Origin of the sequence: Pelomonas lactea (assembly GCF_043555885.1) — a bacterium.
Taxonomy (GTDB): Bacteria; Pseudomonadota; Gammaproteobacteria; order Burkholderiales; family Burkholderiaceae_C; genus Pelomonas; species Pelomonas lactea.
Genome location: NZ_JBIGHX010000006.1, coordinates 200,035 through 212,984, shown reverse-complemented (window position 1 = coordinate 212,984; position 12,950 = coordinate 200,035). Strand labels below are relative to the sequence as shown.

14 protein-coding genes are annotated in these 12,950 nt (G+C 71.4%); 7 read left to right on the top strand and 7 right to left on the bottom strand.

All coding sequences use genetic code 11. The annotated features are described in order from the left end of the window. Window positions 1–31: 31 nt before the first annotated feature. Complete coding sequence (locus tag ACG04Q_RS17775) at window positions 32–1,039, top strand: alpha/beta hydrolase (RefSeq protein WP_394512444.1); 1,008 nt, start codon at window positions 32–34, stop codon at window positions 1,037–1,039. A 13-nt stretch (window positions 1,040–1,052) separates the two neighbouring features. Here the strand turns inward: ACG04Q_RS17775 and ACG04Q_RS17770 are convergent, their stop codons facing one another. Genes ACG04Q_RS17770 through ACG04Q_RS17760 form a run of 3 tightly spaced genes read right to left on the bottom strand, consistent with a single transcriptional unit; the run spans window position 1,053 to window position 6,864 of the window. Next, window positions 1,053–3,440 (bottom strand): PAS domain-containing protein, encoded by a 2,388-nt coding sequence (locus tag ACG04Q_RS17770; RefSeq protein ID WP_394512443.1) that lies wholly within the window; start codon window positions 3,438–3,440, stop codon window positions 1,053–1,055. A 4-nt stretch (window positions 3,441–3,444) separates the two neighbouring features. Next, window positions 3,445–5,310: an ABC transporter ATP-binding protein gene (locus ACG04Q_RS17765; RefSeq protein ID WP_394512441.1), complete on the bottom strand. Its 1,866-nt coding sequence runs from the start codon at window positions 5,308–5,310 to the stop codon at window positions 3,445–3,447. Between the two features lie 54 nt (window positions 5,311–5,364). Further along, on the bottom strand, window positions 5,365–6,864 hold the full coding sequence (locus ACG04Q_RS17760; RefSeq protein WP_394512440.1) for an AAA family ATPase: 1,500 nt from the start codon (window positions 6,862–6,864) through the stop codon (window positions 5,365–5,367). Window positions 6,865–6,892: 28 nt separating this feature from the next. Here ACG04Q_RS17760 and udk point away from each other — a divergent pair, with 28 nt between their 5' ends. After that, a complete protein-coding gene (gene udk / locus ACG04Q_RS17755; protein WP_394512439.1) occupies window positions 6,893–7,534 on the top strand; it encodes a uridine kinase in 642 nt (213 codons plus the stop codon). 18 nt (window positions 7,535–7,552) lie between these two features. Here the strand turns inward: udk and ACG04Q_RS17750 are convergent, their stop codons facing one another. Beyond that, window positions 7,553–7,978 carry a hypothetical protein gene (locus ACG04Q_RS17750; RefSeq protein WP_394512438.1) on the bottom strand — a complete coding sequence of 142 codons (426 nt, stop codon included), beginning with the start codon at window positions 7,976–7,978 and terminating at the stop codon, window positions 7,553–7,555. A gap of 37 nt (window positions 7,979–8,015) precedes the next feature. Continuing rightward, window positions 8,016–8,285, bottom strand: a complete 270-nt coding sequence (locus tag ACG04Q_RS17745) for a DUF2277 domain-containing protein (RefSeq protein ID WP_394512437.1) — start codon at window positions 8,283–8,285, stop codon at window positions 8,016–8,018. Window positions 8,286–8,350: 65 nt separating this feature from the next. Here ACG04Q_RS17745 and ACG04Q_RS17740 point away from each other — a divergent pair, with 65 nt between their 5' ends. Beyond that, window positions 8,351–9,247 (top strand): hypothetical protein, encoded by an 897-nt coding sequence (locus ACG04Q_RS17740; protein WP_394512436.1) that lies wholly within the window; start codon window positions 8,351–8,353, stop codon window positions 9,245–9,247. Here ACG04Q_RS17740 and ACG04Q_RS17735 read toward each other — a convergent pair. Continuing rightward, on the bottom strand, window positions 9,244–9,447 hold the full coding sequence (locus ACG04Q_RS17735) for an oxidoreductase-like domain-containing protein (protein ID WP_394512435.1): 204 nt from the start codon (window positions 9,445–9,447) through the stop codon (window positions 9,244–9,246). The genes ACG04Q_RS17740 and ACG04Q_RS17735 overlap by 4 nt on opposite strands. Between ACG04Q_RS17735 and ACG04Q_RS17730 the strand changes: the two genes are divergently transcribed. Then, window positions 9,446–9,853 (top strand): hypothetical protein, encoded by a 408-nt coding sequence (locus ACG04Q_RS17730; RefSeq protein ID WP_394512434.1) that lies wholly within the window; start codon window positions 9,446–9,448, stop codon window positions 9,851–9,853. The genes ACG04Q_RS17735 and ACG04Q_RS17730 overlap by 2 nt on opposite strands. On the opposite strand, the gene ACG04Q_RS17725 is transcribed toward ACG04Q_RS17730, so the two are convergent. Continuing rightward, on the bottom strand, window positions 9,837–10,157 hold the full coding sequence (locus tag ACG04Q_RS17725) for a hypothetical protein (RefSeq protein WP_394512433.1): 321 nt from the start codon (window positions 10,155–10,157) through the stop codon (window positions 9,837–9,839). The two genes, ACG04Q_RS17730 and ACG04Q_RS17725, sit on opposite strands and share 17 nt — an antisense overlap. 81 nt (window positions 10,158–10,238) lie before the next feature. On the opposite strand from ACG04Q_RS17725, the gene ACG04Q_RS17720 reads away from it, so the two are divergent. The 3 genes from ACG04Q_RS17720 to ACG04Q_RS17710 all read left to right on the top strand — a co-directional run bounded on the left by ACG04Q_RS17720 (window position 10,239) and on the right by ACG04Q_RS17710 (window position 12,948). Next, window positions 10,239–11,462, top strand: coding sequence for a helix-turn-helix domain-containing protein (locus tag ACG04Q_RS17720; RefSeq protein ID WP_394512432.1), 1,224 nt, complete (start codon window positions 10,239–10,241; stop codon window positions 11,460–11,462). A gap of 37 nt (window positions 11,463–11,499) precedes the next feature. Further along, complete coding sequence (locus ACG04Q_RS17715) at window positions 11,500–12,144, top strand: Vgb family protein (RefSeq protein ID WP_394512431.1); 645 nt, start codon at window positions 11,500–11,502, stop codon at window positions 12,142–12,144. A gap of 75 nt (window positions 12,145–12,219) precedes the next feature. Continuing rightward, window positions 12,220–12,948 (top strand): DUF899 domain-containing protein, encoded by a 729-nt coding sequence (locus ACG04Q_RS17710; RefSeq protein WP_394512430.1) that lies wholly within the window; start codon window positions 12,220–12,222, stop codon window positions 12,946–12,948. Window positions 12,949–12,950: the final 2 nt, after the last annotated feature.

Here is a 12,950-nt window from a genome sequence, read left to right as displayed (position 1 = left end):
CCGGAGACATGGCGCGTTTAACGTCCGGCCCATGAGCTTTCACCGCACCGACCGCCGCTGGCTGCTGCCGCTGCTGGCCTGCCTTGCCTTCGCCGCCTGTTCCAGCGGGCCGCCGCCACAGCGACCCTGGGCCGAGACGGCGACGCGTGAACTGAACCTGGCCCTCGCCAGCTTCGAGGTGCAGGGCCGGCGCGTGACCGCCACCCGCAGCGCCACGGCGCCGGCCGGCACGCCGGTCGTCGTCTACCTGCCCGGCCTGGGCCAGGGCCACGACAGCGGCCAGCGCTGGGCCGCCGCCTGGGCCCAGGCCGGCTACACGGTGCTGGCCGTGCAGCCGCTGGAGGCCGATGCCGCGGCCTGGCGCTCCGAGCTGGCGCGCACCGGCGAGTTCCGCGAGCTGGGCCTGCTGCACTACGGCGACGCGCTGCGTGCCGAACGGCTGGCCGCACTGCGCCGGCTGCTGCCCGCGCTGCAGCAGGCGCAGCCGGCGCTCGACTGGCACCGCGCGGCGCTGGCGGGCTACGAGACCGGGGCGCAGACGGCGCTGGACGCCCGCGGCGACGCCGGCTGGCGGGCCGTCGTCGCGATCAGCCCGCCGGCCATGCAGGCGCCGGCCGAGGGGGCGGCGACGCTGCTGGTCACCAGCGATGTGGACGCGGACCCGCTGGGCCTGGCGCGCCGGCCCGCCGAGCGCCGGCAGGCCTTCGACAGCCTGCCGGCCGGCGGCCAGGCCTGGCTGCTGAACCTCGGCGGCGTGAACCACGCCGCACTGGCCGGCACGCTGGCCCCCGAGGGCTGGCATGTGCAGGACCAGCGCCGCGGCCCGATGGGCGGCGGCATGGGCGGCCGGGGCCGCGGCGAGGGCGGCGCAGGCCCGCAGGGACCGGCCGGCGGCGCCACGCGCGGCCCGCGCAGCGGCAGCGCGACGGAGGCGGCGCTGTCCGACCTCGGCGAAGGCCTGCGGCTGAGCCAGGCCTTCCTGGACGCGCAGCTGCGCGGCGCCGCGATGCCGGCCAGCCCCGGGCTGCAGGCGCGGTGAAGACAGTCGCCCGTCAGCGCACCGGCGCCAGCGCCGCCAGCGCCTCGCGCAGCGCCGCCAGCTCGAAGGGCTTGCGCAGCACACAGGCCGCCGGCCCCGGCAGCGCGTTGATGGACTGGATGTCGGCGTAGCCGGTGGCGAACAGCACCGGGATCTGCGGCTGACCGGCGCGCAGCCGCGCCGCCAGCTCGGCGCCGGTCATGCCGGGCAGCGCGTAGTCCAGCAGCAGCATGTCGGGCTGCCAGCCCTCCACCAGCGCCAGCGCGGCCTCGCCGTCGCGCGCGGCCTGCACCTCGTAGCCCCAGCCGGACAGCGCCTCCACCATCGCGGCCCGCACGTCGGCCTCGTCGTCCACGCACAGCAGCCGCACACGCCCGGCCGGCTGCTGTTGCTGCTGCTGTTGTTGTTGCTGCACCGCCGGCGCCGGCGCAGCCGCGGGCCCGGTCTGGCGCAGATAGACGCAGACGGTGGTGCCCTCGCCCTCCACGCTGTCGATGGTGGCCGTGCCGCCGCCCTGCTGCGCCATGCCGAACACCTGGTTCAGCCCCAGCCCCGTGCCCTTGCCGACCGGCTTGGTCGTGAAGAAGGGTTCGAAGGCCTTCTTCAGCACGTCCGGCGGCATGCCGGCGCCGGTGTCGCGCAGGCCCAGGCACACGTAGGCCCCCGGCGCCAGCCCGGGGACGCCCTGCTCCACACGGGCGAACAGCGTGACGCGGCCGTCCCGGCCCTGCATGGCATCCCGCGCATTCACGGCCAGGTTCAGCAGCGCCATCTCCAGCTGCGTGGCGTTGGCACTGACCCACAGCGGCTCGGCCGGCAGCTCCACCACCAGCTCGGCCGGCGCGACGGTGCGGCGCAGCACCTCGTCCACGTCCTGCACCAGCTGGCGCACGCACAGCGTCGTGAACTCGATGCTCTGCTGGCGCGAGAACGACAGCAGCTGCCCGGTGAGCTTGGCACCGTTGAGCACCGAGCGGCGCACCGACGCGGCCAGCTGGCGCACGCGCTGCGGGTCGTCGGCGAGGCGGTCGATCAGGTCGACGCTGGTGCTGACGACGTGCAGCACGTTGTTGAAGTCATGCGCGATGCCGCCGGTCAGCCGGCCCACGGCCTCCAGCTTGTAGGCCTGGTTCAGCGCGGCCTCGGCGATGCGCAGCCGCTCGTGGTCGCGCTCGCGTGCGGTGACGTCGTGCACCATGAAGTAGGCGGCCACGGTACGGTCGTCGGCCTTCAGCGGGTGGAAGTGCATCTCGAAGGCGCGGTGCTCGCCGCGCCGGTCCACCACCTTGCGCAGCTCGGACAGCGTCTCGCCCTGCGTGGCACGGCGCCACAACGCCTCGACGCGCCGCGCCCAGGCCGCATCCGGCAGCAGCGCCAGCGCATCGGCCAGCGGCCCGGGCACCGGCTCCACGCCGTAGACCTCGCGCCAGGCCCGCCGCGCGGCCGCGTTCACGGCCAGCAGCCGCAGCTCCGTGTCGACGATCCACACCGACGCATCGCTCTTGTCGATGACGTCGGCCATCAGCTGGCGCTCGGCCAGCGCCAGCCGCACGCGCTCCTCCAGCGTCGCGTTCAGCCGGCGCAGCTCGGCCTGGTCGCGCTTGCGGGTGGTGATGTCGATGGCGGTGCCGATGACGCGCACGCACCGGCCCGCCTCGTCGAACAGCCCCCGGCCCTTGGCCGCGACCCAGCGGGTCACGCCGTCCTCCAGGCCCACGGTGCGGTACTCCACGTCGTACAGCGCGCGCTCGGCCGGGTCCAGCGCGCGCCGGAACGCGGCCAGCGTCGCCTCGCGGTCGTCCGGGTGCAGGCCGGCGATGAAGTCCTGCAGCGTGACCTCGCGCGGGCTGAACAGGCCGAACATCTCGCGCAGCCGCGGCGGCCAGTACAGCGTGTCGCGCACCGGGTCCACGTCCCACAGGCCGATCTCGGCCGCGTCGGTGGCCAGCGCCAGGCGCTCGTTGCTGTCGCGCACGGCCTGCTGCGCGATCGCGCGCTCGGTCACGTCCACGCCCTGGGCGAAGATGCCGGTCACCTCGCCGCTGCGGTTGCGCATGGGCTGGTAGACGAAGTCCAGCATGCGCTCCTGCGGCGGCCCGCCGTCGCTGGGGATCAGCCGCACGCGGGCATCGCGCGCCTCGTACGCCACGCCGGTCGTGAACACCTGGTCCAGCAGCTCCAGGAAACCCTGGCCGCGCACCTCCGGCAGCGCCTCGGCGACCGTGCGGCCGATGACCGGCCGGCCGCCCACCAGCCGCAGGTAGCTGTCGTTGGCCATCGTGAAGACATGGGTGGGGCCGCGCAGCACCGCCATGAAGGCCGGCGCCTGCTGGAACACCATGTCCATCAACGGCTGGCCGTCCTCCTCGAAGAGCTTGATCAGGCCACCCGCTGCAGGCATCGCGTCAGTCTTCCAGGCCGAGGAAGCCACCGCTCTGGTGCGCCCAGAGCCGCGCGTAGATGCCGTTCTTCGCGAGCAGCTCGGCATGCGTGCCCTGCTCGACGATGCGGCCGGCGTCCATGACGACCAGGCGGTCCAGTGCGGCGATGGTGGACAGCCGGTGCGCGATGGCCACCACCGTCTTGCCTTCCATCAGCGTGTACAGGCTTTGCTGGATGGCCGCCTCGACCTCGCTGTCCAGCGCGCTCGTCGCTTCATCCAGCAGCAGGATGGGCGCGTCCTTCAGCATCACGCGGGCGATGGCGATGCGCTGGCGCTGGCCGCCCGACAGCTTCACGCCACGCTCGCCGACAAACGCCTCCAGGCCCGTGCGGCCCTTGGGGTCGGACAGCTGCGCGATGAACTCGTCGGCATGCGCGCGCTCGGTGGCGCGGGCCAGCTCCTCGGGGGTCGCGTCGGGGCGGCCGTAGAGGATGTTGTCGGCGACAGACCGGTGCAGCAGCGACGTGTCCTGCGTGACCATGCCGATGTGGCGGCGCAGCGAGTCCTGCGTGACGCGGGCGATGTCCTGGCCGTCGATGCTGATGCGGCCGCCGCCCTCGGGCAGGTCGTACAGGCGCAGCAGCAGGTTCACCAGCGTGCTCTTGCCCGCGCCGCTGCGGCCCACCAGGCCGATCTTCTCGCCCGGCTTGATCGTCAGGTCCAGCCCGTCGACGACGACCTTGCCGTTCGGGTAGTGGAAGCGCAGGTTCTCGAAGCGCACCTCACCGCGCGGGACGGTCAGCTCGGTGGCGCCGCTTGCATCGGCAATCGTCTGCGGCCTGGACAGCGTCGTGAGGCCGTCCTGCACGGTGCCGATGTGCTCGAACAGCGAGGCCATCTCCCACATGATCCAGTGCGAGATGCCATTGAGCCGCATCGCCATGGCCGTGGCCGCCGCGACGGCGCCCACGCCCACCAGCGACTGGCCCCACAGCCACAGCGACAGCAGCGCCGTGCTGCCCACCAGCAGCGCGGACAGCGCCGCGTTGACGACCTCGAAGCCGGTGACCAGCCGCATCTGGCCGTAGGCCGTGACCATGAAGTCCTGCATGGCCGACTTGGCATAGGCGGCCTCGCGGCGGCCGTGGGCGAACAGCTTGACGGTGGCGATGTTGGTGTACGCGTCGGTGATGCGGCCCGTCATCAGGCTGCGCGCGTCGGCCTGCGCCTTGCCGATGCGGCCCAGCCGCGGCACGAAGAAGCGCAACGCGCACAGGTACAGCCCCAGCCAGACGGCGAACGGCAGCATCAGCCACGCATCGAAGCTGGCCACGATGGCCACCAGCGTGCCGAAGTACACGGCCACGTAGACGAGGATGTCGACGACGATGAGCCAGGTGTCGCGCACCGCCAGCGCTGTCTGCATGACCTTGGTGGCGATGCGGCCGGCGAACTCGTCGCCGAAGAAGGCCAGGCTCTGCGCGAGCATGCGGCGGTGGAAGATCCAGCGCAGCCGCATCGGGAAGTTGCCGAACACGCCCTGGTACTTGGTCAACGCCTGCACGCCGGCCAGCACCACGCCCAACGCCAGCACGCCCACCAGCGTCCACACGACCGGCTGCGGCTTGCTCCACAGCTCGGCCGGCTTCTGCGTGGCCAGCCAGTCCACCAGCGAGGCCATCAGGCTGAACAGCCAGGCCTCCGCCGCCGCGATGCCGGCGGTGAACAGCGTGACCGTCAGCAGATGCGGCCGCACGCCATCGGCGCAGCGCCACAGGAAGGCAAAGAAGGTGGACGGCGGGGCCTCCACGGGGCCGGGGCCGGCGGGTTCGGGGTAGGGGTCGACGAGGCGCTCGAAGCGCGAGACCAACGGCTGGAACAGCGACATGCCGCTAGTGTCGCCGCGCCGCGCGGTCGGGCCTCGGCGCCGGCCCGGGCGCGGTCAAGCGGGGCTGACCGCGGCCCGCAACGGGAACAGGGCGTCGGCATCCTGCGACTGCAGATGCCCCACCACCTTGGTTCCCAGCGGGATGCGCCGGGCGCCGCGCTGTTCCACCGCGTCCTGCAGCACGCGCACGCTGCCGAGGTCGTTCGCGGGCACCATGAACGGCGAATGCGTGGAGAAGATGATCTGGTGATGCGGCGCCAGCCGCTCCCGGAAGAACCGCTGCAGATCCAGTTGCGCCTTGCCGTGCAAGGTGAGCCCGGGCTCGTCGAGCAGCAGGATGACGGGCGCCGCCTCGTTCCTGATCTGGGCGAACCGCACCAGGAACGAGAAAAACCAGACGAAGCCCGAGCTGCGCTCCGAGAACGGCGTGTCGACCCGGTGCAGTGCGTTGTAGATGCGGGCGCGCGCGACATTGCCCGTCTGGAACGGCGCGGGGTCCCCGGCCATGCCGGCCGAGACCCGGACCTCCACGCTCAGGTCGCTGCTCTGCGTCCAATATTCGAGGATCTGGTCGGTAATCTTGTTCGAGGCGGCCTGCAGGAGGGCGTTGTGAGTTTCGAAAGTTGTTTGGCGCAGCAAATCCGCCGGCGAGATTCCCGCGTAGCGCAGAAACTCTACAAACAGTTTCTTGCCGCGGTGCTCCTCGTGGTCCAGAAGGCCTTGATCCTGCAGTTCCTGAAGCTGCTGGAATTGCACGGTCCCGTCCATCCGGTCGTATGACGATACATACATGAACCGCGGCAGGTGCTGCGCAACAAACCGGTGCACCTGCGTGATGGCCGTGCCCTCATTCAGCAAATGTGCGCGCAGATTGGCCTGCGGCTCGCTGGGGGCGGGCACAGCATTGAGTTCCTCGATCAACTGCGCCGTCGTGGTGGCGCCAGCAAGGGCCTTCGCGTCATCCCCGGTGACGCCGAACTTCGCGAACAGGTGCTTGATGATCTTCTTGGTGTCGATGGTCGCATCGATAGAGAAGTCCTCGCCGTAGCGGCGCTGCACCCGCACGCGCCGGTCGACGGATGCCTTGCCGAGCATCTCCTCAAGCGTGGCCAGTTCGCCGTCGTCGAATTCCCATTCCGTCAGGACGACGACGGCGGGGTCCTTGGGATGCAGCTCGGCGTAGGACGCCAGATGCCGGCGCGGATAATCTCGCTCCTTGTCGAGTTTCAACGGCGTCGACGGATGCGGATTCAAGGCCGCAAGCGCCTGCAGCAAGGCACTTTTTCCCGCTTCGTTCTTGCCAATAAGGCAGGCGATCTGATCGATATCAAACTCGCCGCTGTCCTCCATCGATCTAAAATTCTTGATTTGTGCCTTGACCAGTTTCACTGCTATTCCAGCTTCGATTTCAAAACTGGATTTTACCGAGGCCCCGGCAGCGCCTTGGCGCAGGTTCGGGACGGCGGGCCAGCCCACCAACGCCGGCCGGCCTTCAATCACGCAGGCCCCCGTAAGCCCCCGCCACCCGCGGCATGCCAGCTTGTAAATTCGCACGCTTCTCTCCTGCCTTCACGCCGCTCCCATGCCTAGATCCCATCCCAAGCCTTTCGTCATCGGTGTCGCAGGGGGCAGCGGCAGTGGCAAGTCGACCGTCACGCGCCAGGTGCTGGCGGCCATCGGCACGGACAAGGTGGCGGTGGTGATGCAGGACGACTACTACCGCGACCAGTCCCACATGCCGCCGGAGGACCGCCGCAAGCAGAACTACGACCACCCGGACGCCTTCGACTGGCCGCTGATGGCCCAGCACCTGGCCGCGCTGCGCAAGGGCGAGGCCATCGCGATGCCGGTGTATGACTTCGCGGCCGACAACCGCTCCAGCGACACCATCACCGTGAAGCCCGCGCCGGTCATCGTCGTCGAGGGCCTGTTCGCGCTGTACGACGCCAAGCTGCGCAACATGATGTCGCTGAAGATCTATGTGGACACCGCCTCGGACGTGCGCTTCATCCGCCGGCTGCAGCGCGACATCTCGGAGCGCGGCCGCAGCACCGAGTCGGTGGTGAACCAGTACCTGGAAACCGTGCGGCCCATGCACAAGCAGTTCATCGAGCCGACCAAGCGCAACGCCGACGTCATCCTGCCGCACGGCGCCAACGGGCCGGCGGTGGACATCATCACCACCAAGGTGATGAGCCTGCTGCGCGATATCGAAGGGCGCTGAGGCCCAGGCCGCCGCGGCTTACTGGCTGGCCGCCGACGCCGGCTGCTGCGCCGGCACCGGCACGACGATGCCCGGCGACAGCGAGATCTCGTCCACCAGCGTGACACCGGTGACGAAGTGGCGCGTCTCGCCGAAGCAGCTGCTGGGCAGGCCGACCTTCTCCTCGTAGTGCAGGTTCACGCGCCGGCCCATGACCTTGTTGATGGCCGCGGCGGTGGCCTCGTCGTGCACGGTGAACTGGAACTTCTCCACCGTGGCCGTGCCCGGCAACGACACCAGCGCCTGCTCGCCTTCCCAGGTCTTGCAGATCCAGCCCTTGCGCGAGAGCTTCTGCACCCAGCCGGCGCGCTCGCCCTCCGAGTAGCTCCAGTGCCAGGCGAAGACCAGCCAGGCCGTGGCGAGCAGCAGCAGGGTGACGATGACGAGGGCGATCTTCAGGCGCATGGCGGAGTCAGCAGAGCCGGGGCGCGGCGATTGTGCGTCAGCGCGCGAAGCGCTCGGCCGAGCGCGCGCGGGCCTTGGCGGCCTCGATCTCGCGGTTCCGGGGTTCGGCCGTCGTCGTCAAGGCGGCGATCAGCGTGCGGGCCTCGTCGGCAATGGCCGCCACCGCATGATCGAACGCCGCCGCGTTGGCCTTGGACGGCACGTTGAAGCCGCTCAACTTGCGCACGAACTGCAGCGCCGCGTCGCGGATCTCGACCTCGGTGGCCGGTGGCTCGAAGTTGAAGAGGGTGCGGATGTTGCGGCACATGGGATGGGCTCGGCGAGGGATTGCGGCCATGCTAACGAGTCCAAGCCACACGCCCCTTGCCCCTGATGCGTCTTGTCCTTCGCCTGATCTCGCTCACCATCACCACCGCCTGGCTGGCAGGCTGCCAGGACAGGACCGCAGCCCCCGGTCCCGATACCCGGCCCGCCGCGGCGGCCTCCGTCCCCGCGGGTGCCACCGACGACCAACCGGCCGCGCTGATGGCCCAGGTCTTCCCGGGCTGGACTGCGACACCGGCGTTCGCGGCCTCGGTGCCCGCGGCTCAAGGCGGTGCGCAGGAAGGCCTGCTCGTGTCGCCGCTGATGGCCGTCCCGCTGGACGCCGAGCACCGCGCGCTGGTGGTCGTCGGCCAGCCAGACGACGGCAGCGGCCAGCCGCAGCAGTTCAACGCCACGCAGGTCAATGTCGGCGTTTACGGCTTCGAGCGCCGTGACGGCCGCTGGGTCCGGACCTTCTCCAAGCCGTCCCTGGCATGGACGGGGGCCAACGGCCAGGTGGGCCAGGCCAAGGCGCACCAGCTCGGCGGCGGTCGCGTGGCGCTGACGTTCCAGAGCGGCCTGTGTGCGCAGGACGTGTGCAGCGAATGGGTGCGCGTCTTCTCGCTAGACGCCGACGGCACCCGCGCGCTGACGCCCGACCTCAAGATCGCGCACAAGCTGGAGGACGCGCCCGGGTGCGCACGCTGGCTGGCCGGGGACCCGCCGGCCGATGCGGAGAAGGACGACCCGGTCACGCCCGACAACTGCGTCGACGTGACCGGCAGCTGGCATTTCGAGACGACCGGCGCCGACGGCTGGCCCGACCTGGTGGTGGACTTCAAGGGCCGCAGGCCGGTGGCAGATGCCAGCGGGACGCTGGCCCCGAAGACCGTCGACGGTGCGTGGCGGCTGCGCCATGACGGCAGCGGCTACCGCGCCGCCAGCGGCCGCAACCCGCTGGACTAAGGCGCCTCCGGGTGCCGCTCCCGCCACGCCCGCAGCGCGCGGCGGTACTCGTCCATGGCCATGTCGTGCAGGTCGAAGATGCAGGGGTCGCAGCCGTTGCCGCAGCAGGCGTCGAAGTCGGGCTGCGGCGGCGGCAGCGGCATGGGATCGGGGTCGTCGGTCACGCCCGACATTGTCGACGCGGCGATGATGGCCGCCATGTACGCGATCAAGACGGCCATCGCCGAACCGCTCGACCCGCGCTGGGACTTCACCGCGCAGAAGACGATGTACGGCGGCAAACGCATTGCCGTGGGCGATGGGGTCTACCTGTTCGCCAGCGAGAACGCCGGCGGCGCAGGGCTGGTGGCATGCGGCGTCGTGACCGCCGCCGAGGCGATGCCGCGGGCGGCGGATGTCGAGCGGCAGACGCCGCGGGTCAGCCTCAAGGTCGAGCGCTCGGCACTGGCCAAGCGGCGTCTTGGCCGCGCCGAGCTCAAGCCTTTCGCGCAATGGAACGACGGCCAGCCGCAGACGGAACTCAACTTCAAGCTCTACCGCCAGGCCACCGACAAGATCGTGGGCCTGACGGCAGAGACCGCGGCCTTCCTCAGCGGCTTCTTCTGACGCGCTCCACGCCCTTGATGGCCTCGATGGCCGCATGGATGGCGCGCAGCTCTTCCAGCGGCTTGGATTTTTCCTGCGCATCGGCCGGCAGCCGTTCGGCCCATTCGAGCAGCAGCCGCGTGATGACGCCCAGCTGGTCGCCGTAGCTGGCCACATCGAAGGCCTGGGCCTCGATGCGCGCATCGCCCGACGCGGGCTTGATGCCGCGGAAGAACGCCTGCAGCGTCGGCTCGATGTCCTGCGTCACGTCGCCGCCGAAGGGCAGGCGCAGCTGCGGCGCCCAGAGCCAGATCCAAGGAAACATGCGGTCCTCCCGAACGCCCGGACTGCGGGCGCGCGGCCATCGTGGCGCAGCCTTGTGACGGCGGCAAGGTAGCCTTTGAGGATGGACTCGCTGATTGCCGCCGCCGCCCGCGCGCTCGCCGCCGGTGACGCGCTGCGCGCGCTCCAGCACGTGGCGCTGCGCGACGACCCGCCCGCGCTGGCGCTGCGCGGCATTGCGATGGCGCAGCTGGGCGAGCTGGCGCGCTCGCGCGAGCTGCTGCGCCGCGCCGCGCGCGGCTTTGGCCAGCACGAGGTGCTGGCGCGAGCGCGCTGCGTCGTCGCCGAGGCCGAGGTGGCGCTGGCGCTGCGCGACTTCGGCGAGCCACCCGCCGCGCTGGCCGCCGCCGCCGACGTGCTGGCGGCGCGAGGCGACCACGGCAACGCGCTGCAGGCACGGCTGATCGCCGCGCGACGCTGGCTGCTGCTGGGGCGGCTGGAGCCGGCCGCCGCGCTGCTGGCGGGCACGGACCCGGCCGGCCTGCCGCCACTGCCCGGTGCCGTCGCTGCGCTGGCCCGGGCCGAGCTGGCGCTGCGCTCGCTGCAGATCGACGCCGCCGAGGCCGCGCTGGCCCAGGCCGACACGGCGGCCCGGCGCGCCGGCATCCCCGCGCTGCAGGCCGAGGTGGCGCAGGCGCGCGCAGTGCTGCAACAGCCCGCCGCGCGCCGCATCGCAGCCGACGGCAGCGCACGGTCGCTGCGCCTGACGGACGTGGCGGTGCTGATGAACTCCGGCGCGCTGGTACTGGACGCCTGCCGCCACGGCGTGCGGGCGGGCGACCGATGGCTGGCGCTGGCGCGCCGGCCCATCCTCTTCTCGCTGGCGCGCACTCTGGCCGAGGCCTGGCCGGGCGACGCGACGCGCGACACGCTGATCGCCCGCGCGTTCCGGCTGCGCGAGCCCGACGACACGCACCGCGCGCGATTGCGCGTGGAGATCGGCCGGCTGCGCGCGCTGCTGCGCGGGCTGGCCGACATCGACGCCACGCCGCGCGGCTTCGCGCTGACGCCGCTGGGTGGCCGTGACGTGGCTGTGTTGGCGCCGCCCACGGAAGGCGACGCGGGCGAGCTGATGGCGCTGCTGGCAGACGGCGCGGCGTGGTCCACGTCGGCACTCGCCCTGGCACTGGGCAGCAGCCAGCGCCAGGTGCAGCGCGAACTGGCCGGGCTGGAGGCCGCCGGCCGCGTGCGTGCCGTGGGCCAGACCCGTGCGCGACGCTGGCTGGCACTGCCGCTGACCGGTTTCACGACCATCTTGTTACTCCCCGCCGCGGCGCCGTCTGCGTAGATTGGCGGTCATGCACCCCACCCTCACGGAGACCGCGATGACCGCCCCCACCCACCCCGCCGAGATCGTCCGCGAGTACGGCCCCTTCGACGGCACGCCCGCCATCCACGGCGTCACGCACGACGGCGAGCGCATCTGGGCCGCGACGAACGAGGCGCTGCTGGCGATCGCGCCGGCCGGCGGTGACGTGCAGCAGCGGCTGGCGCACACGTGCGACGCCGGCACGGCCTTCGACGGCCAGCACCTGTGGCAGATCGCCGCGTCGCGCATCGCCAGGATCGACCCCGCCACGGGTGCCGTGCTCGCCACCATCCCGGCGCCGGGCCAGGGCTGCTCGGGCCTGGCCTGGGCCGAGGGCAGCCTATGGGTGGGCGAGTACCGCGCCCGCAAGATCCACCAGGTCGACCCCGAGACCGGCGCCGTGAAACGCAGCATCGAGACCAACCGCTTCGTCACCGGCGTGACCTGGGTGGACGGCGAGCTGTGGCACGGCACCTGGGAGGGCGACGAGAGCGAGATCCGCCACATCGACGCCGCCAGCGGCGACGTGCTGCAGACGCTGCTGATGCCTGCGGGTACCGGCGTCAGCGGGCTTGAGTCCGACGGGCGCGACCTGTTCTACGCCGGCGGCGGCAGCAGCGGCAAGTTACGCGCCGTGCGCCGCCCCAAGCGCGCCGCCTGATTTCCCCTGAACGCGACGCCCATCCGAGCCCGGGTGGCGCTGCCGCATGCCTGTCTTCAACCCAAGGAGCGAACGATGACGACACCCCACCCCACCGTGACCCGCGACCGCTGGATCGCCGACCGCAAGGCCCTGCTCGCACGCGAGAAGGAACTGACCCAGCTTCAGGACCGCATCGCCGCCGAGCGCCGCGCGCTGCCCTGGGTGAAGCTGGACACCGACTACCTGTTCGACACCGTGGACGGCCCGCGTGCCTTGAGCGAGCTGTTCCAGGGCAAGCGCCAGCTGCTCGTTCAGCACTTCATGTTCGGCCCTGGCTGGGCCCAAGGCTGCAAGAGCTGCTCCTTCATGGCGGACCATCTCGACGGCGCCGCCATGCACCTCGCGCATCGCGACATCGCGCTGCTCGTCGTGTCGCGCGCGCCGCTGGCCGACCTGCTGGCCTTCAAGGCGCGCATGGGCTGGCAGTTCGCGTGGGCCTCGTCCAACGGCAACGACTTCAACCGCGACTTCCACGTCAGCTTCGCGCCCGAGGACCGCGTCGACGGCGAGGTGTTCTACAACTTCCACATGACGCCGTTCCCGCAGACCGAGGCGCCGGGCATCAGCGTCTTCTACAAGGACGACGCGGGCACCGTGTTCCACACGTACTCGACGTTCGGGCGGGGCGTGGAAGTGATGATGGGCACCTACCCCCTCGTCGACCTGACGCCCCAGGGCCGCGACGAGGCGGGGCTGGAGTACACGATGGCCTGGGTGCGGCACCACGACCGATACGAGGACGCGCCGGCAGGCACGGCCTGAGG